This is a genomic window from Dyadobacter subterraneus, assembly GCF_015221875.1.
Lineage (GTDB): Bacteria > Bacteroidota > Bacteroidia > Cytophagales > Spirosomataceae > Dyadobacter > Dyadobacter subterraneus.
Genome location: NZ_JACYGY010000001.1, coordinates 1,365,734 through 1,392,066 on the forward strand (window position 1 = coordinate 1,365,734; position 26,333 = coordinate 1,392,066).

Consider the following 26,333-nt stretch of genomic DNA (forward strand, 5'->3'; position numbering starts at 1 on the left):
TGTTTAAAACTAACGAAGCAAAATTAGTCAGCGAGAAAACAGCCGGAATGGACAAATCATTTTACTTACTGGACAAATCGCGTAGGTCTGCTAAAAATGTACTTACGCTCTTACCTGTGCTTTTTTTGAAAAGCCTTGAAAAATAATCCGGGTCATTAAAGCCCAGTTCGTAAGCCAGTTCCTTTACAGAAACGGAGGAATAATGCAGTTTCCGCTGCGCTTCCAGCATAAGACGGTTTGTCAACCATTCCTTTGGCGACAGCCCGGAAAATTCTTTTACAATACCATAAAGACTGCTCGTTGTCATAGCCAGATTTTCGGCTATGGTATGCACATCTTGCTGTTCGGTAAGGTGCGTTTCTACGGCCAGTCTAAACTCGACAAATTTGGACATTTTGGGGTCCGTAATGATTTCCTGATTGCTGTGCTCGAAGTAAGCGCTGTTGAACTCGGTTAATAAGGCATTTAAATGTGCCAGAATAATTTCAGCAGGTTTTTGCTTTCCGGAAGAATGAAGCAGTTGAAATAAAATAGAGAAAACAGCCTTTACACGTTGTTTGGAAACAGGGTCAAACGTGATTGTATTTGTATTCAACGGATTGAACAAAAATGGAAAAGACTGCGGAAGCAACGACAAGGTGTTTTCATTAAATCCGATTTTATACCCTTTTGTGTCATTATTTTTTGGAGGATTGGTGAAGATTTGATTGGGCAAGCCAAAAACCAGTTGACTGTCAGAAATGGTAATATCTTGTAAATCAACTTTATAAGTTTCACATCCCTGATCTAAAAACACAAAACAATAATGAGCAAGCTTGTGCGGTTGAAGAAGTTTTTGTAAAATATCATCTGGCAGCGCTATGGCACAATTCTCATTTACCGTAAGCGACAACTTATCGTGGTGTGTAAAACTGGCTAATAATCCCTTAGTTTCCTGCATTGCTTGTTTTGTATTTTACAAAGTTAAGAGTTGGAAGACTGGCTACTATGGAATAACCGGGTCCCAGGTTTCTCTGGTTGCCGGATCTTCCATCTGGACTCCCCAATCAAACATCGCTTTTAATACCGGTATCAGCGTTTTTCCCCGTTCACTTAATTCATATTCCACACGCGGAGGTTTTTCCTGAAACTGGTGCCGCAGAATTAATCCATCTTCAAGAAGTTCATTGAGTTGTTGCGTTAATATCTTCCGTGAGATATCAGGTATTAACATCGTCAATTTCCCAAAACGCACCCTGCCATTAATCAGCCTGATCAGAATAATGGGTTTCCATTTGCCTCCAATATAGCTTACAGTACGTACGACGGCGCAATTGAACGGATTGTTATGAATTTTTTTCATTGGTTACTTTTATGTTACCACTTATTAGCTTTGGTTACGCTTTTGTAACTACCAATTTTGTCATATCACAAACTGATTAAAAATTACTTTGGTTTCTTTACGAAACAAAAGTAATTAAAAATGGAAAATATACAGAATCAGACCCAGGAACTGGAAGGAAGGATTGCCCTTGTAACAGGTGGAACCAAAGGAATAGGCAAGGCTATTGCCGATAGATTAACACAGGCCGGAGCCAAAGTGATTGTAACAGCAAGAAACCAACCCGGCGAAATAGATTTGCAGCATTATTTTATTGCGGCCGACTTATCAGTACCGTCAGACGTGACCAAAGTAGCAAACGAGATCCATGAACAATTTGGCGGAGTAGATATTTTGGTCAATAATATGGGCTCCAACACTTTGCCAGGCGGAGGATTTAGCGTGCTGACAGATGAACACTGGGATCAGGCATTGCAGGTAAATCTTTTGTCATCGGTACGTCTGGACAGAGCCTTATTGCCGAAGATGCTGGAACAAAAAAGTGGTGTCATTATTCATATTTCCTCAACCAGTGGCATGCTGCCCATTTGGGAATCCACCATGCCATATAGCGCGGCCAAGGCTGCCTTAAATGCTTACAGTAAAACACTGTCTGGTGAAGTTGCTGCTCAGGGAGTAAGAGTAATCACGGTTTCTCCGGGATTAAACAAAACGCAGGCGATGGCAACTTTTCTGGAAGATTTGGCTAAAAGCGCCGGTATTTCTGTTGAACAAATGTCCCAGAATCTTATGGAAAGACTTGGCGGAATACCGCTGGGAAGAATGGCAGACCCTAAGGAAACGGCCGAATTGGTTAATTTTCTTGTTTCGCCAAGAGCTTCTTATATAACGGGGGCAAATTATATTATTGACGGCGGTAACTTTCCGGTGGTGTAAATTTCACTTTGCCGGTTTAATAAGGAGATAAAAAATGAGCTATTAAAGTCGCGAAAGACTTTAATAGCTCATTTACATTTCCTAAGAAAAAAGATTTTTTGAAAAGTTGTGAATTGATATCTATATGGAACATAATTCCAAATGACATCAAACTTTATCTTTCTTATTTTTTAATTATGCCTTAGCAGCATCTCTTAAAGCTTTAATCTGATCGTGGGCAGAATTAATTCCCTGTGCCTGACTGCGGACAACTTCAACAGCTCCAACCGGAAGATCTTCATCAGCAAGAGCGTCCTGATATGCTTTTTTAATTGCATCTTCACCACGTTCCGCTTCTGATAGAATGCTCGCACGGTCGCTGCCTCCAAACAAAGATTTTACATCAATCCATGCACGGTGCAAAGTACCGCTTACACTGTTACCAGTTTCCACTTCTTCCGCTGAACCAATTATTGCAGCCAATTCTTGTCCGTATTTACGGCTTTGTTCTGCATAACCCTGGAACAATTGCTTAAGATCAATATTTTCATCTTTAATATCTGCAATTGCTTTTTCAAAACCAGCTACGCGGTCATTATTAATCTCGATTAAATCGTTGATTACTCCTGTTGCATTTTCTGTTGTTGCCATGATAGTTTTTCTATTTTGTTGATGGAATGAAAAGTTAAATAATACCGTGCCAAACTTGTAATTCCTCACATATCTGGGCAGAATTTATGTTGATCTACAACTTCGCCACTTAAATTAAATTTTAGCTATTTAACCGTGTTGAAGACAATTTGAGCTATAAAATCATTGTATACTCATAATATAACCAGCATTCTTAAACCCTTTTTTTTCGGAAAAAAGATCAGATTTTTAATCTTGGTTTCGGTGAAAATCCTCGTCGTCAACTGCCTCATCTGATCATTTTACCTTAAAGAAATCAGGTACTTATACCAAGGATTATTTCAATAAAATGAGAAAAAATTTCTACAAGGAGGTGAGAATTATCGGTTTAGCCATAAAATCAGGATGGGTTAAAAAAGAATACATTCCATCTGTGTCCATCAAGATCGATAAAACCCAATCCATAACCGTAAGGAATTATATCCTTAGGTTCATCATAAATCTCTCCACCAAGCCTGACGATTTTTTCGCGCCACTGGTCAACATCCGCTTTACTGTCTGCGGCAATGGTAAAAAGAATTTCAGAACCAACCGAGGTATTGGAAACAGCATTTCCAGCGCTTACCTTAAACCGATCTTTTCTGAAAAAATGGATGGCAAAATGCGCTTCACTGAAAATGAAACTTGCCAAATCTTCACTGTCGTTAGGTCCGTTATCCTTGAAACCCAGTTGTCTAAAAAATTGACGGGTTTTTTCCACGTCTTCTACGGGCAGATTTGCCCAAACTTCCATTTTTGACATAATATCAATCATTTGGTATACCAAATCGAATGAAAAAAATATACCAAAACGATGATCTCCTGAATGGAGACCATTGTTTTGGTACAGCAGCTGTTATTTGTAATCTCAATCATTTTGAAGCAATTTAAATTTTACTTTACTTTGTCTATATAATTAGTATACTAATGTCAATAAAATTGCCAGCTTTGCTAAAAGTCAGTAGAATATCCTGATGACAGAAGGTGATATCAAGACATACACATAAAACGATAACAGATGTTTTACGAAAAAAATATACAGGCTAACGCTGGACAGGGAAGTGAAAATCTGTCTTTGGGGAACGCCCTCAAAGCGACATAACGAGATCTTCGTAAAATTTGAATTTTTGATAAAAGATTCAGAGGAAAATCATTTTCACGCTCCAATCGGTCCTGATCATCCCAAATTCTGGAAACTCAAAGGACTGGATGCGGAAAAAGTACAGCTTCTGCAAATGGAATACTGTGGCATTTCCAGAAAACAACTTTACAAGGCAATGAACGAATTCAATGCTTTGGCCGGTCCTGGCTTTATTGTCACCTATAATGTCAAAATTCAAGAGCGGATAAAAAGTTTAAAAGGAATCCGTCTGACACAATTGAGTAAAGTAATGATTAATGCCCGTTAAGTAAAAATAACAATCTGTCAAATACAAAATTACCTTCTCTATAAATGGCCTTAACAGTTCGAAAACGCGTTGTTCTTTTTTCATCATTGATCATAATTTCCAGTGCTGCGGCTTATCTTTTCTGGCCTCTGACCAGTGACGAATTTGATATTATTCCCGACAAAAAAGCAATTGCTGAAAAGCAGAAATTCCTGGAAGAAAAACCTGCGACTACTGATCATGAAAAACCCAATATCATTGTTTTGGTTGCAGATGATCTGGGTAAAACCGATTTGCCGCTCTATGGAAATAAAGTAGTTGAAACACCAAATATTAACGCTTTGGGCAGAGAAGGAGCCGTTTTTAATGAAGCTTATGTTTCCGCACCCATATGCTCGCCATCCAGAGCGGGACTTTTGACGGGCCGTTATCAGCAGCGTTTTGGATATGAACTTCAACCTGTTAACCGGTATCTGAACAACAGGTTTTTGAAGCTGATCGTTAATAATACTTTTGATCTTCAGGAGCTCGAATTTGAGGATATGAAAAAGGTGCCCGATCAGGCTGCAATTGCAAAACAAGGACTTCCGGTTCAGGAAATCACCATTGCAGATCTTTTAAAAAAGAATGGATACCAAACTGGTATCATTGGTAAATGGCATCAGGGTTACAGCGAGGAATTTCTTCCTTTGAAACGTGGATTTGACTATCATTATGGTTTTTATGAAGCATTCTCATGGTTTGCCGATACGAGCAAAACCATTAATTCCCGTAACACTGGAGTGATGGATTCTCATATCTGGGAGCAGGGAAATTCCGGGCCGGCGCAAAAGAGAAGAAATAATGACGTTATTCAGGTTGATGAATTTTATACGAATGCACTGGCACGGGAGGCCAAACAGTTTATTGAAAAAAATAAGAAAAAACCATTTTTCCTTTACGTTCCTTTTAACGCGCCGCACACACCTTTCCAGGCTTTGACCAGGGATGTCAACAAATACAAAGCCAAGGGCGTGACTGATTTAAACAAGGCAATTTATTATTCGCTGATCACAGGTCTGGACAGTGCGGTCGGGCAGATTCATGACCAGGTCAAAGTGCTTGGACTGGAAGAGAATACGTTAATATTTTTTCTCAGTGATAATGGTGGCGCCACTTATACCAAGGCAACGGATAATGCTCCGCTTCGGGGTGGCAAAATGTCACTTTATGAAGGAGGTATCAATGTTCCCTTTGTTGTAAAATGGAAAGGGAAAATAAATCCGGGTCAAATCGTGAATTCGCCGGTAAGTTCGCTGGATATTTTTGCAACCGCCGCTGCGGTAACGGGTTCAACGTTGCCAGCTTCAAGAAGTTACGATGGTGTGAATCTGATTCCTTACCTCAACGAAACAAATAAAACTTCACCGCACCAAAGCTTGTACTGGCGTTCGGGCGTAAACAGGGCGATCAGAAAAGGTGACTGGAAACTTGTCTTAAATGCAAAAGATAATCTTACCTTACTTTTCAATTTGAAAGATGACAAATCCGAGCTGAAAAATCTGGCTCAGGGAAATCCGGCGAAAGTGACAGAGTTAAAAACCGATCTTGCCGTTTGGGAAAAGAATCTGATAAAACCACTTTGGCCTGGAACCGGATATTACAAAAACTATTTTGACGGCAAACTGGACCGTTTTTCTCTATAAATATCTATTGCTTTATTTTCATTTTCAAGCTGCTTTTTTTAATCCGTTATGAGTGAAACTAATCCTGCGCGTCGTGTTATTTTAATTACCGGCGCTACCTCAGGTATCGGCCGGGCCGCTGCATTTGCGCTGGCAAAGAAAGGTGCACATGTGATCATTCATGGTCGCGATGAAGTGAAAACCGATCAGTTAAGGCGGGAAATAATTGTGGCCTGCGGACATCTTCAGGTGGATACAATCGTTGCTGATCTTTTCCTTTTGACAGAAGTCAGAAAAATGGCGGATCATATTAATGAACGTTATAAAAATCTGGATGTATTAATCAATAACGCTGGTGGCTTAATGGGAACTGAGCGTGAAGAAACTCCCGAAGGACATGAAAAAACGGTAGCACTCAATCTTTTCGCTCCATTTCTTTTGACGGAATTATTACTTGAAAAGCTGAAAAAGAGCAATGATGGTAGAATTATCAATGTTTCATCAGTGGCACACAAACATCTGGCCAAACCGGATTTTTATGATATTGAAAACAAAAAGAATTATTCCGTTTCCAAAGCCTACGGAGATGCAAAGCTTTTTTTAATACTGATTTCACAAAAACTAAGCAGAGATTTGAGAACGGCTGGCATAACAAATGTCACAGTGAATACACTTCATCCGGGCCTTGTTGCTTCCAATTTTCTAGGTGGAAGCGGTCTTAGCTCATGGGTTAAATTCATTTCAAAAATTAGTGTTCCTTTCTCTAAAACATCCGCCCAGGGTGCAGCAACGATTATTTACCTGGCGACATCAAATGAAGTAAGAGGAGTGAGCGGCAAGTATTTTGATAACTCCAGACCTGTCAAGGTAAGCGCCAGATATAACGCAGTCGAAAACGAAAATCTTGTCCGGGATTATTGCGAAAAAGTTGCAGTCTCGTTATTGCAAAACGATCCTGATAAATAATAATGAAAAAGTTTGCATAACTGTTTTTTATTATTTTATTTTGTCTATCAATATAGTAGACTATTGCTTGCGACCACCCGAAGCTCAGTATTAATCCAAATATCATTATCATGAATGCGATTAATTTACTTCCTGCGGCTTACCTTTTGTTTGACAAAAACTTGTCATCTTATCTTGCACAACAATCCTGTTGTTGCTGTTGAACCTGCATAGGTTAACTCTCATTAATATTTCCGCATAACTAAAATTGTTTTGGCAGCCTTTGCCAAGGACACTGTGTCTGTATCATTCCGCCTGGGCGGAACAGAAAAGTTATGCACTTTCCCTAAAAGCATTTCCAATCAAAAATTTTACGATTATGCAGTTCACAGATAGCCTTATCTATTATGAAATACTTACCCTGTTTGTAGTTATCAGCGTTGCTGAGTTTTTTACAGGGTTATATAAAAGCGAAAAATGGTCTAAAAATGAATGGTATATCAATTTTGCCGGTCTTTTTTTATCCAGCACCATTACAAGACCAATCAGTTTTTTACTGACTTCATATATACTAAACTTCTTTTTTGCCGACTATTTCAATTATTTTTCCAATGTCTCGCTGTGGCTTGGTGTTATAATTACTTGTCTTCTGGAAGATTTTACCCAGTACTGGTGGCATCGTGCTGCCCATACTTACACATGGTTATGGAAAGCACACCGCGTGCATCACACGGCACCTGAGATGAGCGTTTTTCTTACAGGCCGGAATTCCTGGATTTATCTGCTGCTTTTTCCTTCACGTATAGTGTCAACAGTTCTCGTATTTCTGGGATTTGGACAGGCCTTTCTGATCGGATATTTCTTCAAAGCATTGATCGGAATTTCTGCGCATTCAAGCGTTCGCTGGGACAAGCCTTTGTATGCCGTCAAGTGGCTGCATCCGATCATGTGGATTGTGGAGCGGACTATTTCTACGCCTGCAACGCATCACGCACATCATGCCGCAACCGATGCGGACGGAATCGGTGTGATCAATGGAAATTATGGAAACATGTTTTTTATCTGGGATATGATTTTTGGGACTGCCAAAATAACGAGGGAATTTTCGGAACATATCGGACTGGAAGATTATCACGAAGAACCCTGGTACGTACAACTGGGTTACCCCATTTTCAAATCAAAAGATTCACGCAGTGAGTTGTCTGAATAATTCTTTCAGGTTTCCCAAACAAAAGAAAAATGAAATATCTAACGCTGCTGGTTATAACCGCCGGACTTATGCTGCCGTTCAGTTCGGTTTCGCAGACGGTTATGTATGATGTAATGGTTGCGGGACGGGTGATCGGATCGGTCAAGGTTTTGTTATATGAGAACACTACAAAAACTGTAAAACGTCGTATCGAAGCGGAGTTTAGTATTCCATTTTACTCAGGGAGCTTTTCCAGTGAAAATGATTTTTTGGAAGGCAATTTGCAATCTTCGGTCACTGAGCATTTTGTGAACGGGAAACAAAAGGAAAGCACGCATACATCAAACCGGCACCCCCAGCTTTATCATGTAGATTTTTCGGGTAAAGCCAGGGACTACGGGAAATTAAAAGAATTAAATCAAGCGATCAACCATACCATGACGGGTCTGTATTATCAGGAACCTTCCAATGTCGGTGTGGTTTATTCCGAAAGATATGGCCAGATGTGTCCGGTTAAAAAGCTGGATGAAAGCCGGTATGGTGTTATATTACCAAATGGAAAACAGAGTATTTATGCTTATCGTCAAGGCCTTTGTACGGAAGTACAATCAGAACTGGCGGGTATGAAACTCAGAATAGTGAGAAGGTGGAATCAGTTGGCAGGGAAATAAAATCAGTAATTATAGTCGTAAAATATAGCAATGACTTCACCGAATATCCGGAATTTTAATCTTTTTTGAGGACGAATTCGTAGGCAAGAGCCAATTTTTGAGCATTCACCAGATATATTTTTTCAATCCAAAATTCTTCAAAAACATCTATTTTGTGGATATTATGCACTTTTGAAACTAAAATTTAAGCAGGCGACGGACAAATTCATTTTCTTTTTTTTGTAAAGAAATAAGTTTTAATAGTCCATGAAATCTATATAGTTTATATATTTGCGCCTGAACTAAACAAACTCACCAAATGAATTCAGTTATTCGTGTAAAATCTTATTGTTGTAGGTATTATGTTGACTAATAATCAGGTCATCTGGATGGATTATGGCCTCACAGGAGCATGAAGTTTCTTCTCGCTCCGTTCAAAAGTAGTAAACTTAAATATCGATAAATTCAGTAAGCATGAAAAAAATTTTAAAAATAGCCTTCTTGATAGGTGCGATTTTCTTTCCCCTATTTCTATCAGCACAAGATAGTCAAACCAACAATGCAACAATTTCCGGAAAAGTATTGGATTCCAAAACCAGTGAAGCACTGATTGGCGCCACAGTAACAATTAAGGGCACAACCAACGGATCGGTAACAGACGCAAATGGAGAATTTAGTTTGATTACAGCTCAGAAATTACCTTTCACACTGATCGTTTCATACGTAGGATATGTAAAAAAAGAGGTGCTGATCCAAGGAAGCGGCACTGAAATCAGACTTGATTTAAACAATACACAGCTAGACGATGTGGTTATTTCTTCTCGTCGCCGCCAGGAATCAGCTCAGGAAGTTCCAATTCCTATTTCTGTAATCAGCGGAACAAGAGCCGAGGATGCCGGAGCTTTTAACGTTAACCGTTTAAAAGAACTGGTACCAACCGTGCAGTTGTATGCTTCCAATGCAAGAAATACTACTTTAAATATTCGTGGCCTGGGTTCCACTTTCGGGTTAACAAACGATGGTGTTGATCCGGGTGTAGGTTTTTATGTGGATGGAGTTTATTATGCCCGTCCTGCTGCCACAGCACTTGACTTTATTGATATTGAGCGGGTTGAAGTTTTGCGTGGTCCTCAGGGAACACTTTTTGGAAAAAACACGACGGCAGGAGCTTTTAACATCACAACCCGTGCTCCAAGTTTTACACCTGGCGCCAATCTTGAAGTGAGTTATGGTAACCTTGGTTACGTTCAGGCTAAGGCCTCGGTAACAGGCCCGATCAGCAGTAAATTGGCTGCACGCGTTTCGTTTACCGGTACACAGCGTAACGGAACATTTTTCAATATCCATACACAATTACCGATCAACGACATGAACAACATTGGCGTGAGAGGACAAATTTTGTATACGCCGAGTGATAACGTCAACATTACAGTGATCGGGGACGTTTCAACACAGAAACCGACCGGATATGGATGGCCGGTAGCTGGTGTTGTAACAACGCAACGAGCTGCTTACAGACAATTTAACGCTATTATTGCAGATTTGGGATATGTTATTCCTTACAAAAGTGCTTTTGAGCGTAAGATAGATCTTGACACACCTTCAAAAGCTGATAACGGGCTGGGTGGTGTATCTGTTAACGCAGATATAAAAATTGGAAAAGGAACACTTACATCTACTTCTGCATGGCGTTACTGGAAATGGACGCCTTTGAATGACAGAGATTACATTGGATTGCCGGTATTTACTATTTCTTCGGGTAATTCAAAACATGACCAGTGGTCTCAGGAAATACGTTATTCAGGAAAAATTTCACCTAAATTGAGCGGTGTAGTAGGGGTTTTTGGCCTTTGGCAGGATTTGAAATCAGATCCTGTACAAACAGAAGAAGCTGGTTCAGCACAATGGCGTTTTGCTCAAAGCTCGACAAGTGCTTTATGGAAAACACCTGGTTTGTTTGATAATTTTGGAATACGCACAACAAACCGTATCAAGAGCACTAGTATGGCTGTTTTTGCACAAGCTGACTGGGCTATAACGGACAAAATTCACGTACTGCCTGGTGCTCGTTACAATTATGACAAAAAGGTAGTAAACTATGAACGAGTAACATACGGCGGATTGCAAACCACAGATCCTGCTTTGATTGCTTTAAAAAATGCGGTTTACACCAACCAGGCTTTTGATACAGATTATTCGCAGGACAATTTTTCCGGGCAGTTATCTCTGCAATACAAGGCCAGCAAAAACGTGAACGCTTATGCCACTTATTCTATTGGATATAAGCCAATTGGCGTAAACGTGGGTGGTTTGCCGACTGCAAATGGACAGATATTGCTTGATCTTGCCAAAGTGAAACCTGAATACGTTGACCACAAAGAATTTGGTGTAAAAACCAAACCGTCAGCCAATTCCGTGTTGAACCTTACCCTTTACCGTTCGGATATTAAGGATTACCAGACACAGGTGCAGACTCCTGAGCCTGGTGTAAACCGCGGTTATCTGGCTAATGCAGAAAAAGTACGTGTACAGGGTGCTGAATTGGATGGTAACATTCGTTTAAAACATTTTACATTTAATGCTGCTGTTGCTTACACAGACGGAAAATATGTTCGTTTTACAAATGCCCCTGTGCCTTTGGAAGAAGTTGGAGGTGCACAGGCTTTCAAAGATATCTCTGGTGGAAGACTACCAGGTATCTCAAAATGGTCCGGCTCGGCGGGTGGCGAAGTTGTAGTTAAAGGAGCATTACTTACTTTAAAAGGAAATTTCTTCCTTGGTATTGATGAATTTTTACGTTCTGAATTCTCTTCAAACCCTTCTCCGTCGAAATATCTGAACATCGGCGGCTACGGACTTACCAACGCACGTCTTGGATTTAGAGCTTCCAATGGTTTCTCTATCTACGTATGGGGCAGAAATGTTTTCAACAAAAATTATTACGAACAGCTGCTTGCAGCTCCTGGAAGTTACGGACAATATGCTGGTATCGTAGGAGATCAGCGTACGTATGGAGTAACCATCAGATATACATACTAATCCTGCATCATAGTTTACAGGGCAGTAAAGTAATAAGTTTTACAAAAGACAGCAGCGAATCATATTTGCTGCTGTCTTTTTTTGATTCATCCAGATGTTTCTTTGTAATACTATTCTTAATCCGGTTTTAATTTTAAGTGAAATCCGCTATTTTCTTATGGACTAGCAGATGTTTTATAACACATTTTCCAGCTCGGGTTTTATTTATTGGTTTTTGCATAAGCTTCAAATAATCATATGCACAACCGATTCTCGCATTAATTTTTTAAAAAATTATAGGATTATTTTAGGTTAAAACAAGAATCAGTAAAATCAGTAATTTTATGTTGATTCATATTTGCATATTAAAATTATATTAATTTACTTTGTCTATATAATTAATAGACTATTGCTTTTCCGGATTACCACCGCTCCGTATAAAGTAAGAAATACTTACTATGAAAACGAACCTTTTACTTTCTTCGCAGATTCAATCTGCCAATTCGGTGGTATCAAATTTTTTCCAGTCAGCATCTTATTGCTGTTGTCAGCGCTGTTGATAATTTCCATTTCTGTATCTGCATAGGATTTGTCTTTTCCGGTACTATATAGTGTCCATAGCGAGCAGAAGCATCACAATTTTTAATTGAATTTGAAGGTTACCGATAAAGTAACCGGAATACGTATGTGTATTAGGGTTAGCTTTAATTCAGAGCTATCCATGGCTTGATCATGCCTTTAAATCAGAATTCTCTTCTTGTATATTTTATAATTTTTTAACCACAGCTAATGATTAAGAAAAACTTCTACCTGATATGGCTATTAGGTGCCCTCATCTTCAGTACGTCAGCCGTTAGTGCCCAGGATCTGATAAAAGGTATCGTAAAAGATGATACCGGACAAGGCCTTCCGGGCGCAACAATTGTTGAAAAAGGAACATCAAGAAATGCTGTTTCTGATATTGACGGGAATTTTAGTATTGCTGCTGCGAAACAATTTCCGTTTACTCTGCAAATCAGCGTTACAGGTTTTCAAACCCAGGAAATTGAACTGTATGAACTTACCACTGAGCCTGTTGAAGTAATTTTGAAAACGGCTAATTTATTAAACGAAGTCGTTGTAATCGGATATGGCGAGCAGAAAAGAAAAGATATCACCGGTTCGATTTCTTCTGTTCCCGCAGAAATTAAATCTCAGCCTGTCGTTTCAGTGGAGAGGCTTTTGCAGGGTTCTATTGCCGGTGCAACGGTTACACAAACTTCCGGTCAGCCTGGTGGTGGTGTGAGTGTGCAGATCCGGGGTAGTAATTCCATTACAGCCGGTAGCGATCCTTTATACGTTATTGACGGTTTCCCAATTAATAACGATTATGGTTTAAATGATGCAGGCGTAACCGTGGGATCAAAAATTAACCCGCTTTCATCTCTTAATACTGCTGATATTGAATCAATTGATGTTTTGAAAGATGCTTCGGCCACTGCAATTTACGGTTCAAGAGGTGCGAATGGTGTTGTTATTATTACTACAAAAGGAGGTTCGAAAAAGAAATCCACGATTACCTATGAATCTTATTTTGGAAAGCAGGAAGTGATCAGAACTTTGCCACTTCTTAATGCAGGAGAATGGTGGCAGCTGCGTAAAGATGCTGCAATTAATTCAGGAAAAACGCCAACACTTCCAAGCGTAACAGGTTATAAACTGGATACGACTGGTGCTGGTACAGACTGGCAGGCAGCTGCGTTTAGAAAAGCGACACAGCAAAGTCATAGTTTGTCGATTTTGTCTGGTGGTGATAAAACCAGACTAGGAATTTCAGCCAACTATCTGAAACAGGATGGTGTCTTGAAAAACACTGATTTTGAAAGAATGTCGGCAAGATTTAACATTGATCACGATTATAGCTCCAAATTAAGGATTACTTCAAGTATCACAGGCAGTCATACCAAAGCAAATGTAGCACCGGGCGGAATTGTTTCGGCACTGATTTTAACGCCTCCTGCATTACCCGTTTATCAGGATAATGGCACTTATGTGAAAAATAGTCCTTTTGAAACGGTTTATGCTAACCCGATCAATTCACTTTACAATCAACTAAACCAGACCATTACCAATCGTTTTCTTGGAAATCTTTCTGCCGAGTATACAATCATCGAAGGTTTGAAAGCAAAAGTTTTATTTGGTGCGGATATTGTTGACAATAAACAAAACAGATACTTGCCGATCTCAACTTATGAAGGAACAGCTTTAAATGGTGACGCCTTGGTTGGTTCTGTTTTTACAAGTAACTGGCTGAATGAGAATACGTTGAGTTATGATAAAGAAATTAACGAGAAAAACAGAATCAATGCTGTGATCGGTTTTACGGCGCAGCAGTCACAAACAAAAGGTGCCATTGCCGAAGCAGCTGGGTTCTCTTCAGATGCTTTTTCTTATAACAATCTGGGAACAGGAATTACCAATAGGACACCTGCTTCTTCTGCCTCAGAATTCTCGCTTGCTTCGTATTTGGGACGTATCAATTATGTTTTTGATGACCGTTATCTGGTTACATTTACACTTCGTGCGGATGGTTCTTCCAAATTTGGAGCAGGAAATAAATGGGGATATTTCCCGTCTGCTGCCTTGGGCTGGAACATTGCCAATGAAAAATTCTTCAAAAATGTAAGAAATGTGAGTTTGCTTAAATTGAGGTTAAGCGCAGGATCGACTGGTAACCAAAGCATTCCTCCATATCAATCGCTTGCGCAGCTTACTTATTATCCTTACAACTTTTCGGGATCTACCGTTTCAGGTTATGCGCCAAGCACAGTAGCAAACAAAAATCTTGGCTGGGAGAAAACTTTCCAGGTGGATGCAGGTCTTGATATTGGATTATACAAAGATCGTTTGAACATTACAGCTGATTATTATTACAAAAAAACAACCGATCTTCTTCTAACAAGAACAGTACCAGGAACTTCCGGATTATCTGATTTTTATGGAGGACAAGGTTCTATTATTTATCAAAATGTGGGTGCCGTTTCTAATCAGGGTATTGAACTGGCTGTAAATTCACAAAACCTGACTGGTGCTTTTAAGTGGAACACGCTATTCATCTTCGCCCGAAACACAAACAAGATTCTTGATCTGGGAGAAGGTGTTAATCAATACATTCCATCCAGTTCGGCTCCTTCGATTGCAAAAGTGGGTCATCCGCTCGGATCATTCATTGTTTATAAAACGGATGGTGTGATCAAGGAAGGACAGACGCCATTGACGCCGCAAGCCAACAAAAGTGCAGGTGGACAACAGTTTAAGGATCTGGATGGCGACGGGCTGATCACGCAGGCCGGCGACAGAGCGGTGATCAATAACCAGATCAAATTTACGGCAGGTTTGACCAACACATTCAGCTATAAAGGGTTTGATCTTTCCGTTTTCTTCCAGACTTCCGTAGGTGGAAAATTGTATAATGTGAACCGTGCAAACCTTGAATTGGGAACCGGTTATACCAACGCATCCCGCGAGTTACTCAATCGCTACACGCCGACTAATACCAACACGGATGTGAAAGAGGCATACCAGGATCCGGCGATAACAATTTCAGACCGTTTTATTGAGGACGCTACGTATTATCGTTTGAAAAACATTTCTTTCGGATATTCAATTCCAAAAGCAGTGCTTTCAAAAATAAGGATTCAGTCACTGCGAATTTATGTGTCGGCACAAAATGCAATTACCTGGACCAACTATACTGGTTTTGATCCTGAGGTAAGTTCAAGCGGACAAAGCCTGATCAACAAAGGTGTGGACGACAGTGTGTATCCAAACAATAAATCATACCAGGTTGGTTTGTCTCTGACATTCTGATAAAAATTATAACTGAGCATTTCAAATGAAAAAGTATCAATATATTCTGCTGGCAGTGAGTGCTTTATTTATTGCTTCCTGCGACGACTTTCTTACTGAAAAACCTGAATCCATTATTTCAGAAGATCAGTATTACAAAACTGAATCGGATGCCAATACGGCTATTAACGCGGTATATTTCTTCCTGAATTCCGGAAGAATCCAGACGCCGTACAATACACTTTTCAACACCGGTATGAACATGGCTGGTGATGATGAAGATCCGGGACCGGGAGCAACAAATCCAGACGTACGTTCACTTGCAGTATTAGCACATTCATCGAGTAACCTGCGTGTTTACGAACTTTGGCAACAGCATTATGCAGCTATCCGTAAAGCGAATGTGGTACTGAACAAAATTCCTTCAATCACATTCAGTGTTCCTGCGACGAAGGACAGGATTTTGGCGGAAGCAAAATTTTTAAGAGCCTTGTTTTATTTCAACCTGGTGCGGTTGTATGGTGATGTACCTTTGATTACCGAGTACCAAAATTTTGTTACCGCAGCAGACTATGCGATTGCGAAAAGTCCTTCGGCTGATGTTTATGCGCAAATTGAAAAAGATCTGACCGAAGCGGCAGCGGCATTGCCAGCTTCATACAGTTCTCCGGATGTGGGAAGAGCAACGGCTGGTGCAGCAAAATCTCTTTTGGCAAAAGTTTATCTCATTAAAGCATCACTTCCATTAAAGCTGACCGAAAATTACGCAAAAGCCATCACAAAAGCAGAGGAGGCATTATCCTCCGCCGACGGTGGAACCGGAACATATGGTTATGATTTGATCAGGGATTACTCACGTGTTTTTTTACCAGCTTACAAAAATGGTGCAGAGCATATTTTCTCTGCCCAGATGAAAGCGAATTCTTACAGCCAGGGGAACAGTGAAAACCCAAGGGCTATTTATACCGCAATTCCGGGACTTACAGGAAATTACGCGCACATGGTGCGTTTTTATACGGAAGGGAATGACAAGTTTTTCAGCATCTACAAACTTTTCAAACCAACGGATAAAAGAAGAAACGTCACTTTCGTAAGAAGTTTCACCAGTCCGACCAATGGTAGAAAATATGCATTGCCGATCGCAAATACAGCAGTGCCAAATGATTCGACACCTTTCTGGAATAAATGGTGGGATCCAAACAACCAGGCTGTAACATCAAATTCAGAAGCAAACGTTCCTATTATCCGTTATGCTGAACTGCTTTTGATCCACGCGGAAGCAGAAAATGAAGTAAACGGTCCGACTACCAAAGCGTACAAATCAATCAACCGTGTAAGAACAAGAGCCGGTTTGGCCAATTTGACCCAAGGTTTAACAAAAGATCAGTTCCGTGATTCCGTATACTTTGAACGCAGACTGGAACTCGTTTATGAGTACCAGAGATGGTTTGATTTGATCCGTGAAAAAGATGCCAGCGGAAACGGAATTTTAATCAAAAGTTTGCAGAAAGTTGGAAAAAATAATGTAGCGCCAAAACATTATCTATACCCGATTCCACAAACAGAACTTGACAATAATCCGCTGTTAAAGCAAAATACGCTTTGGCAATAAATGAGGAAGCAGCGGTCAAAATCTTATATAGATAAACATATATAAGTCTAGTAAGTAATAATCAATAGCCATGGGTTTTACTCATGGCTATTGTTGTGATGGCTACAAGGCTTAGACAAAGATCTGATTCCATGAATGTGAAGAATTTTGCCATGCCTGTAATAGTATGATAAAATTTTGTAGCCAATTCTTTTGCCATATTTACAAATTAAAGATTTCAATATTTCTGATTTTTGAAAAAATTCATACTTAACAGAATAACTTTTTGACTCTTGTGCGCTACCTTTTAATATGTTTCCTGTTGATTGGCATGAAGAAATTTCCTTCATTTTCGCAGTCATCCGACACCCTGACGCGAGAATTAATTGTAGATTTTGAAGTAAGGCCAAGAGCCGAATTCCGAAACAATTTTATGCTTATACCTTCTGACTCCATTATGCCGGAATTTTTCGTAACACAGCGAAATCGTTTGTCAGTTACTTATTTGGGTCCTGGGTTTAAATTTCATGCTTCCCCACAGGAATTACATGTATGGGGGAAATCAGGAACGACTTCCCATCTGGCCAGCATCAATGCATTTGAGTTTTATATCGAACCGTATATCAACAAGCGTTTTTCTTTGAGAATTGGTCGGCAGGCATTGTCTCTTGATAATGGCCGCTTGTTTTCTGCTGCGCCGTGGAGCCAGCAAAGTCGTGCACATGAAGGAATTCGACTATTTTACAAAAACAAAATCAACACCGATTTAACACTGGCTTTTACCAGACCTTACGGAAAACATTTTGATGCGGCTTATTCTCCGGTGGCATCTCATCAATACAAATTTTTGGCAGTACATCATCTTAAATATAAGGTGAATAATTTCATGGACCTCACTACTATCAATGCCCTTGATATATTTGAAAAAACAAATGTCAGCGGTCAGTATTATCCTCGTATCACCAATGGTGGTCGATTGGAGTATACCCGGTGGGGAATTTATGGAACCGTAAATGCTTACTACCAGTATGGCCGCAATGCCAGCTCAAAACACATTCGTGCTTACTACATCCAACCAGAAGTAAGCACCAAAATCGAAAAAATTACACTCCGTCTGGGCGCAGAAATCCTGAGCGGAAACAAGGACAATGTTCAAAAAAATGTTACAAATTCATTCGTCCCGCTTTATGGCGTTACGTGGAAATTTATGGGAAATATGAACCTGTTTACCCGTTTTCCTGCTGACGTGAATGACAAAGGACTTATAAATCCTTACCTGTTTGGTATTTACCAGGTTAGTAAAAAACTCTCATTGCGGGCGGATTTTCATCTTTTCTATTTACAGCATCCAATAAGGGATTCCGGCAAGAATTTATCCGGTAAGTATCTGGGGTTTGAAAACGACATTTCTTTAAATTTTAAACCTATTAACCGATTGGAAATTATTTATGGACTTTCTTACACTATGGCTGATCAACGTATGGAATTACTTAAAAAGGTGACAGACTCTGATAAAACCCCTGTCTGGAGTTACCTGATGATATCTTACATTCCTAATTTATTCTATCGCAATAAAAAATATATTAAATAATCAATCGGGCACAGCAAATGTTGTTTGAACCCAGTCAAAGCCCTCATCCTGTTTCCTCACATGTCCCAGTCCGGGCCAGGGCAAATGAGACGAGAAAATTGTTTTCCGGCCTTCTGCCAATTCTTGCAAAACTTTTTTCCGGGTTGTAATCGCCTGGTCAAAATCTGTATCACCTTCAAAACCCCAGTCCGGATGTGCAACCACGAGCGGTGCCGAGTGAACAAGATCTGCAACGTGAAATAATTCATCTTCACCTGAAAATACGTTAACAACTGTATGGCCCGGCGTATGTCCGGGAGCTAATTTAATCCGGATACAATCCAGTAAAGTATCTCCGTCATTGAAAAAACGCAAATGTAATTTCAGGTTTTTCAATGTGTCCTGAGCGATTTTTGTAACAAATCCGGCAAGTTCAGGTTTGACTTTACTTTTTGAAAAATCCGGATGGGCCGAAAGCCAGAAATCTTTTTCGATGGCAGAAATATGGACTTCCGCTTTTGGGAAAACGGGTTTTCCCTCTTTATTGACCAATCCTCCAAGATGGTCCGGGTGTGCATGGGACAAAATTACGTCAGTAACATTTTCAGGTTTGATACCTGCTCCAATCAGGTTGTCAGGCAACCATCCGGAAGATTTCCCAAAGTGATATCCGCAGCCCGAATCGATTAAAATTGTTTTTTGACCATTTTTAATAACCAGAATGTTAATCGCCAGATCGACCTCTTTTGTTGAAAGAAAATCATATTCCAGAGCTTTTGAAACTTTATCCGCAGCAATGTCCGGTGCAAAATCTGGCTGAACGTTTTCAAATAAAATATGGCCATCGGAAACTACTAACAGATCAAGTTTTCCCAACCGGAATTTATGAAAACTGTTGGCTATCGCTGCCCTTTTTTGAAAACCACTATTCAAAAACAGAGGCATTGAAAAGCCAAACAGGGCAGTATTTTTAAGTGCAGTTCTTCGGTTCATACCATCGTTTTTTCGACCAAAGATATTTGCATGCGTAGCTTATGTCAAGTATATACTTTTTGGTATCTTACATACTATTAAGTGTCTAATGTTGATAATCAGTTAATTAAAATTTGAGTAAAATGTCAGAAAATGAAAATTCAACTTTTTGCAGCGTCAATTATGCGTTTCATTGTATCGGAGGTAAATACAAGGGAAGGATTTTGTGGTATCTGCATGAACATAAAATCCTCCGGTATGGAGAGTTGAAAAGAATTCTTAATGGCATTACAACAAAGATGCTGACCCAGACGCTCCGGGAACTGGAAAAAGACAATCTCGTCAGTCGTAAAGCTTTTCATGAAGTACCTCCAAAAGTAGAATATTCACTTACCAAAGCGGGTGAGGAGCTGATACCTTCCATTGACGCATTAAGAGCATGGGCTGACCGGAGAAATGCAGAGAAGCCCATTGACAATCTGGTCCTCCTTTGTTGATTCCGTTGATTGGAATATTTGTGGTACAGATTGAAAAAATTATATTCTTAACAGACACGCGTATAGCTGGATGAGTTCATGATCTTGGCTAAACAGATTTAAATGATGAATATCTGGGAAATCCGGGATTTTTATGTTTAGTTTGTAATTAGTCTAAATAATATACTGCAATTAATCCAGTTTTATGATTTTACCTTTAGTGTTTATGAATGCTCACTCTGTTACTAAAATATTGAAATTGAAATTGTGTTTTAAAAACACAGTTATGCCTCTTTTGCTTACTTTTTTCGTTGTCGTTTCAAGTCTTCAAACAAATGCGCAATCACATCATGGCGGACAAATCAAAGGTATTGTTACCACAATTGACGGAGCGCCTGCGCAGGGAATCGCTGTAAAAATTAAGAACACAACAAAAGGTACTGTTGCGAATACGAACGGTAGTTTTGAATTTAAAAATCTGCCTCACGGATCTTATACCATAGAATTTTCTATGGTCGGTTATGAAACTTCAACGGCCGACGCCGTTTTGACAGAAGAAAAACCAAGTGCCGATCTTTTGGTTCAGCTTGATTTCTCATCCCGTAAACTCGACGAAGTTATTATCAGCAGCGGAGGAAACAGATTTGCAAAAAAGGAAAGTGATGATGTGTCAAAAATGCCGATTTCTAACATGGAAAACCCGCAGGTTTACAGCGTTGTTAGCAAAGAACTTATGAAAGAGCAGATTGTTACGGACTATAACAGTGCGTTCAAAAACGTTCCCGGCGCTGGTATTGCGGAAGTGAGAAACCAGGGAAGAACAACTTCCATATCAAGAGGTTTTGCAACACCTCAACTGGTTCGGAATGGAGTTGGAAGTTTTACATATTCGACGATCGATCCTGCAAATCTTGAAAGAATTGAAGTGATAAAGGGTCCGTCTGCTACATTGTTTGGAAGTACACTATCGTCATTTGGCGGATTATTTAACCGGGTTACTAAAAAACCGTTCGATGTTTTCAAGGGAGAAGTTTCCTTTTCAGCCGGAAGCTGGGATCTGAACCGTCTTACTCTTGATATTAACACACCGCTTAACGCCGACAAATCGGCTTTGCTGCGTGTAAATACCGCACTTCACAGCGAGCGGAGTTTTCAGGATGCAGGTTTTGCCAGAAATTTCCTGATCGCACCAAGTTTTTCTTATGCTGTGAATGACCGCCTTACCTTACTTTTGGATGTTGAATTCAGCGGCTACAAATCCACTTCGCCAATGCGCGTGACGCCTGCAACAAGGGGAAAAGCAAGAAGTGTTACGGAATTGGGTATGCCTTATAAATTGTCTTATGCCAATAATACGATCAATTATGCAGGACAGCAATATAACATATTCGGGCAGATCAAATACAAATTATCTCCCGAATGGACTTCGCAAACAATCGTTTCCAGAACAAGATCTTCTGCTGACGGAAATGTGGTTGGACTTACAATTTTGACAGATTCGACCTTACGCCAAACGGTTACCAATCAGGATTATCCTTATTATGGAACTGATTTCCAGCAAAATTTCATTGGTGATTTTCATTTGGGCCCGCTTAGAAACCGTATTGTTGCGGGTATTGATGTTTATAGTTTGCGCGCTACCAGGAATGATGCTTCGGTAAATATGCCTGCCATCAATTTTAAAAGGCCGGGAAATGCGTACAACAATTTCAATATATCCAAAGTCGCCCCATTATTTGCAACGGCAACCTTTACGAATTTAGTTTCTTTCAACGAAAGAACTTACAGCGCTTATGCTTCTGATGTCTTGAATATTACGGATCGTTTACTGGCGATGGCGAGTTTAAGAATTGATAGGTATTCCAATCTGGGAACGTATTTTCCAAGTATCGATTCAACCGGTGGCGCCTTTAAACAAACAGCTTTATCGCCAAAATTTGGAGTAGTCTATCAGGTTGTTAAAGACAAAATATCCATTTTTGGTAATTATATGAATGGTTTCAGTAATGTAAGCGGATCCGATTTTTTCGGAAATACTTTCAAACCGAACCGGGCCAATCAGTTGGAAGGCGGGGTTAAGCTGGATTACAGTTTTGTTACAGCCACGTTCAGTTATTATGACATAGCAGTTTCAGACGTTACCCGCGACGACCCTGAGCATGTCAATTATTCCATCCAGGATGGTACGCAGGTCAGTAAAGGTTTTGAAGCTGAACTGATTGCCAATCCGGCACCCGGACTGAACATTGTTGCCGGTTTCACTTACAACGATAGTAAGTATACCAAAAGCAATGAAAGTATCCAGGGATATCGCCCTACTACGGCAGGACCTCCGCGCATGGCCAATTTGTGGATCAGCTACCGACTTGTGAAAGGAGCTGCGAAAGGGTTAGGCGTGGGATTTGGAGGGATTTACGGAAGTGAGTCGTTCCAGAGCAATACTAAAACTTTTACATTTACAATCCCGTCCTACACAGTTTTGGATGCTTCAATATTCTATGATAAACCGAAATTCAGAATAGGATTAAAAGTAGATAACCTGACGAGTGAAAAATACTGGTCTTACCGTCTTGCGGCGCAAAACCCATTGAAAGTAACGGGTAATATTACGTTTAAGTTTTAAAGTAAAAAGACCTGTGAATATCAAAAAAGCAATCACACAAATTCACCTCTGGCTCGGACTTACGTCCGGGCTTGTTGTGTTTATACTCGGTTTGACTGGTGCAACATATGCATTTGTGGATGAACTCCGACCGGTTTTTTATGCTGATCGTCTTTACATAACACCTGAGGAAAAGGCGGTGCTGCCACTAAGTACCTTGCTGTCGATAGCCGAAAAAGCCGTGGACAATAAATCTGTTACAAGGGTTGAAATTTCCAGCCAGCCGGACCGGACGTATATGTTCAGATCTCAAAAACTTGATCCGGAGGGTCTTACTTACTGGGATTATTACAAATATTATTACCGGGTTTATGTCAATTCGTATACCGGAAAAGTTGTTAAAGTCGAGAATACAAAATATGAGTTTTTTCAACTGGTACTGGGCCTCCACATGCGAATGTTATTTGGCGAAAAAGTCGGACATTTTGTGGTTGGTGGGGCAGTTTTAATGTTTGTGATACTGTTGTTTTCGGGTTTGGTGTTATGGTGGCCAAAGAAATGGACCAAGTCTGGACGGGAGAAAAGTTTCCATGTCAAATGGGACGCGAGTTCCAAACGCGTCAATTATGATCTTCACAATGTCCTGGGTTTTTACGCTTGTATTTTTTTGCTTGTAACATCATTATCCGGCCTGGTTTGGGTTTTTGAATGGATGGAAAATTCGGCCAGATTCATAGCCAATGGAGCTCAAAAGGTTGAAAAGACTAAACCTATACTTTCTGATACTACATTTTCGGGAAGCGGTTCAGGTGTGGATAAAGCTTTCCTGACAGCCCGTAAACGAAATCCGGAGGCTTATTCTTATCTCATCAATTTCCCTCCAAAAGCAAATGGCACAATTAATATTTCCGCTTATATGAAAAACTGGAACCGTTATGACCGTACGCAGGAGAACTATGACAGATATACAGGAAAATTATTGCGGGGCGCCTCTTTTGCTGCCTTGAATGGAGGGGATCAGATTTACCAGCTCAATTATGACCTGCACACCGGTTCTGTAATGGCTCTTCCCGGAAAAATTCTGACATTCTTCGCCAGTTTAATAGCCGCGAGTTTGCCTGTCACTGGTTTTGTGATCTGGTGGGGAAGGGGAAAGAAGAAGGAAAAGAGGATTGTTAAGAAAAAAGTTTTCGAGCCAAGGGTTTGATAACAATGTTTTTTGTCTGTTAATCTTATCAAATCAATGATGACCAGATGTGGCTGCATCAAACAAACGGCAGAAATTACCGCCGCCGAACTTGCCGATTTCGTCTTTTGTAAAGCCAGTTTTTAACATAGCATCTACAACGGTATAATAAAACCCGAATTTCTGGTCCTGCCAGGCAAGGTTAGTACGCTCACCAACTCTTTCTCCTTTTTGTCCGCCATCCGGACCATTTTGAGCGCCGGCTGGTCTGTAAGACGCAGTCAGTTTTGTGTCAGTACCAATGCAAACATGGTCTATACCAACGACATCGACCAAAGCCCGAACGTTTTGTGCATATTCCATCGGCGTCTCAGCCAGGTGTGTCCAAACGCCAATAACCCCACCTGCGTCGGCTACAATTTTTGCCTGCTCTTTGCTGATAAGTCTTGGACGCATCACGCGGGCCATATTCTGGTTCTGACCTAATTGCGTATCCAAACCAGTATGGGAAATGATCACCGGGTGAGCTGCCAGTTTCAGCGCCGCACTCACAGTTTCTCCATTGGCGTGAGCAAGATCTATAAGAATTCCCAGCCTGTTGCATTCTTTGATTACGTCTGCACCAAAAGCAGTCAACCCGCCCCGACGTGGCGTATTGGTATAAACATCTCCCAACGGAACCGATGCGTCATTGTCATGAAGCAGCCCCAGGTGCCGCAAACCCCGGCTATAAGCTTTCTGAAGTCGCTCGATTTTCCCTTCAAGAAAGTGACCTCCCTCAACCAATTGAATTACAGTGGGCTGGTGTTTCTTATGTGCAGTTTTCAATTCAGCCAGGTTCAACGAACGTTTCATGCCGTTATCAGCCAGCTGTTTATCCATGGAATCCATATTATTTATGAACCTTTCATAGGCATCTCCCGGATTTTTTAATTCCGGACGATCCACGGCGAAAGTCATGCAAATCGCCGACAAACCCGATTTTTTCAGGTCTCCGGCAAGATCAATTTTGGGACCCGGAACTTCTGATTTGACAGACGGTACTTCAATATGATTATGTGAGTCAATACCCATCGTTGCCGCTACTATTTCTGCAACCCGAGGATCTATCTCATCAATAGCCAGGGAATCCAAAGGATTCAGCACCAAGGCAGCACTTGCTCCCGCGACAGATGTTAGAAATTCCCGCCGTGACCATTGCGTTTGAAATTTTATCATAATTTTAAATTAAAGAGCAGCCAGCAGAAATATTTTCCGGACTGGAACCGGATACTTTACCAAACCTGTCTCAATATAGTTTGTAATAAACGGAGAGAATAGCAAAATCGGCGTTTAGCTACTTTTTGTCGATGAATAATAGTTTTTAAGCTTATGAAAAAGATTAATCGACTTCATAAACCAGGTCTCGGAATAAATAAGGCGAAAAGTATCATCCCGATCATGATAATTGCGGCCAATAACTTTCTTAATTTATGTGATTTGTTTTTGGTTAAATATTCGATAATCCATGCCATGATCGATGTAGCAATCCCAACCAAAAAATGATAGCTCAAAGGAAGCCGGTCATTGTTGAAATAGTATTCGGTAATCATCATGCCAATTTGGTATAATGCACCTGAATTTAACATGAAGAATATAAATGACCATTTTTGTTTCTTCGTTAACTCCTGCTTTTGATTATCATTATTGCGTAACTGGTCAGGCATTTTTGGAGGGGAGATAGGTTTCATACTTGCTGAAAGTGGCTTTTAAATTCTAAATTTTTTGTAGCGCAATATCAATAAATTCAATCAGTGCTGACAGATGAGATAAGCTTTTAAAAAATTATTATTGACTTTTTATTCCAAAAGAGCTCGTGTGAATTCATTTTCTATAAAGTCTTGAAACATAACATTAGTATAAAAACCGCCGTTAATGATATTTTCAAACAAATAATTACCAATATAATAGTTGATACTTCAAAAAGGGAAATTTGTCGCAAAGACGGGTTAAATAGGAATGATTTCTTATAGGAAATTTACAAATCAAATCCGCTGTGTTTGATTTGTAGAGCGATAATCAGGACAAATCTTGAACGGTTAAAAAGTTTTTATAATCCGTTTTACAATAAACAAAATCCAATCAGGCCGTTTTTAAAATCGTTTCACAAACAATTCCCTCGCGGCTCAAAACCGTAATCACATCTTTATGTTCAAGATCTTCGGTTTTGACAGTAAGGATATGATCTGTTTGCATTAAATCCATGCTGAACTGGCAGTAACGGCCATGCAGACATTCCAGTGCACAAACTGCCTTGTGAGCCCTTAACGGACAATCAATATTGGTACGAAAGCTGAGCGTTTTCATGAT

21 protein-coding genes are annotated in these 26,333 nt (G+C 40.1%); 13 read left to right on the forward strand and 8 right to left on the reverse strand.

Going from position 1 to position 26,333, the window contains the following annotated elements:
• Positions 1-61 precede the first annotated feature (61 nt).
• Both IEE83_RS05725 and IEE83_RS05730 read right to left on the reverse strand, forming a co-directional pair.
• Complete coding sequence (locus tag IEE83_RS05725) at positions 62-940, reverse strand: helix-turn-helix domain-containing protein (RefSeq protein WP_194119646.1); 879 nt, start codon at positions 938-940, stop codon at positions 62-64.
• Between the two features lie 45 nt (positions 941-985).
• Positions 986-1,342 (reverse strand): winged helix-turn-helix transcriptional regulator, encoded by a 357-nt coding sequence (locus IEE83_RS05730; RefSeq protein ID WP_194119647.1) that lies wholly within the window; start codon positions 1,340-1,342, stop codon positions 986-988.
• A 120-nt stretch (positions 1,343-1,462) separates the two neighbouring features.
• On the opposite strand from IEE83_RS05730, the gene IEE83_RS05735 reads away from it, so the two are divergent.
• Positions 1,463-2,257: an SDR family oxidoreductase gene (locus IEE83_RS05735; RefSeq protein ID WP_194119648.1), complete on the forward strand. Its 795-nt coding sequence runs from the start codon at positions 1,463-1,465 to the stop codon at positions 2,255-2,257.
• 174 nt (positions 2,258-2,431) lie between these two features.
• Here the strand turns inward: IEE83_RS05735 and IEE83_RS05740 are convergent, their stop codons facing one another.
• Both IEE83_RS05740 and IEE83_RS05745 read right to left on the reverse strand, forming a co-directional pair.
• Positions 2,432-2,887 carry a ferritin-like domain-containing protein gene (locus IEE83_RS05740; protein WP_194119649.1) on the reverse strand — a complete coding sequence of 152 codons (456 nt, stop codon included), beginning with the start codon at positions 2,885-2,887 and terminating at the stop codon, positions 2,432-2,434.
• Positions 2,888-3,266: 379 nt separating this feature from the next.
• Positions 3,267-3,668 carry a VOC family protein gene (locus IEE83_RS05745; protein WP_194119650.1) on the reverse strand — a complete coding sequence of 134 codons (402 nt, stop codon included), beginning with the start codon at positions 3,666-3,668 and terminating at the stop codon, positions 3,267-3,269.
• Positions 3,669-4,032: 364 nt separating this feature from the next.
• Here IEE83_RS05745 and IEE83_RS05750 point away from each other — a divergent pair, with 364 nt between their 5' ends.
• From IEE83_RS05750 to IEE83_RS05790, 9 genes are all read left to right on the forward strand, one after another.
• Entirely contained in the window at positions 4,033-4,314 is a 282-nt protein-coding gene (locus IEE83_RS05750; RefSeq protein WP_194119651.1) for a hypothetical protein, read from the forward strand.
• 44 nt (positions 4,315-4,358) lie between these two features.
• Positions 4,359-5,978, forward strand: coding sequence for a sulfatase-like hydrolase/transferase (locus tag IEE83_RS05755; protein ID WP_194119652.1), 1,620 nt, complete (start codon positions 4,359-4,361; stop codon positions 5,976-5,978).
• Between the two features lie 48 nt (positions 5,979-6,026).
• The gene (locus IEE83_RS05760) at positions 6,027-6,923 is read left to right on the forward strand and encodes an SDR family NAD(P)-dependent oxidoreductase (protein ID WP_194119653.1); all 897 of its coding nucleotides are present in this window, start codon (positions 6,027-6,029) and stop codon (positions 6,921-6,923) included.
• A 262-nt stretch (positions 6,924-7,185) separates the two neighbouring features.
• Positions 7,186-8,112, forward strand: coding sequence for a sterol desaturase family protein (locus IEE83_RS05765; RefSeq protein ID WP_194119654.1), 927 nt, complete (start codon positions 7,186-7,188; stop codon positions 8,110-8,112).
• Between the two features lie 29 nt (positions 8,113-8,141).
• Positions 8,142-8,762 (forward strand): DUF6134 family protein, encoded by a 621-nt coding sequence (locus IEE83_RS05770; protein WP_194119655.1) that lies wholly within the window; start codon positions 8,142-8,144, stop codon positions 8,760-8,762.
• Positions 8,763-9,215: 453 nt separating this feature from the next.
• Entirely contained in the window at positions 9,216-11,780 is a 2,565-nt protein-coding gene (locus IEE83_RS05775; protein ID WP_194119656.1) for a TonB-dependent receptor, read from the forward strand.
• 768 nt (positions 11,781-12,548) lie between these two features.
• Complete coding sequence (locus tag IEE83_RS05780) at positions 12,549-15,608, forward strand: SusC/RagA family TonB-linked outer membrane protein (protein ID WP_194119657.1); 3,060 nt, start codon at positions 12,549-12,551, stop codon at positions 15,606-15,608.
• Between the two features lie 25 nt (positions 15,609-15,633).
• A complete protein-coding gene (locus tag IEE83_RS05785; RefSeq protein WP_194119658.1) occupies positions 15,634-17,199 on the forward strand; it encodes a RagB/SusD family nutrient uptake outer membrane protein in 1,566 nt (521 codons plus the stop codon).
• A 310-nt stretch (positions 17,200-17,509) separates the two neighbouring features.
• Positions 17,510-18,769 (forward strand): alginate export family protein, encoded by a 1,260-nt coding sequence (locus IEE83_RS05790; protein ID WP_228101689.1) that lies wholly within the window; start codon positions 17,510-17,512, stop codon positions 18,767-18,769.
• Here the strand turns inward: IEE83_RS05790 and IEE83_RS05795 are convergent, their stop codons facing one another.
• Positions 18,770-19,741 carry an MBL fold metallo-hydrolase gene (locus IEE83_RS05795; RefSeq protein ID WP_194119659.1) on the reverse strand — a complete coding sequence of 324 codons (972 nt, stop codon included), beginning with the start codon at positions 19,739-19,741 and terminating at the stop codon, positions 18,770-18,772.
• Positions 19,742-19,863: 122 nt separating this feature from the next.
• On the opposite strand from IEE83_RS05795, the gene IEE83_RS05800 reads away from it, so the two are divergent.
• The 3 genes from IEE83_RS05800 (at position 19,864) to IEE83_RS05810 (ending at position 24,005) form a co-directional block, all read left to right on the forward strand.
• Complete coding sequence (locus tag IEE83_RS05800; RefSeq protein WP_194119660.1) at positions 19,864-20,217, forward strand: winged helix-turn-helix transcriptional regulator; 354 nt, start codon at positions 19,864-19,866, stop codon at positions 20,215-20,217.
• Positions 20,218-20,482: 265 nt separating this feature from the next.
• Complete coding sequence (locus tag IEE83_RS05805; RefSeq protein WP_194119661.1) at positions 20,483-22,819, forward strand: TonB-dependent receptor; 2,337 nt, start codon at positions 20,483-20,485, stop codon at positions 22,817-22,819.
• A gap of 13 nt (positions 22,820-22,832) precedes the next feature.
• Positions 22,833-24,005, forward strand: coding sequence for a PepSY-associated TM helix domain-containing protein (locus tag IEE83_RS05810; RefSeq protein ID WP_194119662.1), 1,173 nt, complete (start codon positions 22,833-22,835; stop codon positions 24,003-24,005).
• Positions 24,006-24,038: 33 nt separating this feature from the next.
• Here the strand turns inward: IEE83_RS05810 and IEE83_RS05815 are convergent, their stop codons facing one another.
• The 3 genes from IEE83_RS05815 to IEE83_RS05825 all read right to left on the reverse strand — a co-directional run bounded on the left by IEE83_RS05815 (position 24,039) and on the right by IEE83_RS05825 (position 26,330).
• Complete coding sequence (locus IEE83_RS05815; protein ID WP_194119663.1) at positions 24,039-25,202, reverse strand: dipeptidase; 1,164 nt, start codon at positions 25,200-25,202, stop codon at positions 24,039-24,041.
• 173 nt (positions 25,203-25,375) lie between these two features.
• A complete protein-coding gene (locus IEE83_RS05820) occupies positions 25,376-25,714 on the reverse strand; it encodes a hypothetical protein (protein ID WP_194119664.1) in 339 nt (112 codons plus the stop codon).
• Between the two features lie 391 nt (positions 25,715-26,105).
• Positions 26,106-26,330: a hypothetical protein gene (locus IEE83_RS05825; protein ID WP_194119665.1), complete on the reverse strand. Its 225-nt coding sequence runs from the start codon at positions 26,328-26,330 to the stop codon at positions 26,106-26,108.
• Positions 26,331-26,333: the final 3 nt, after the last annotated feature.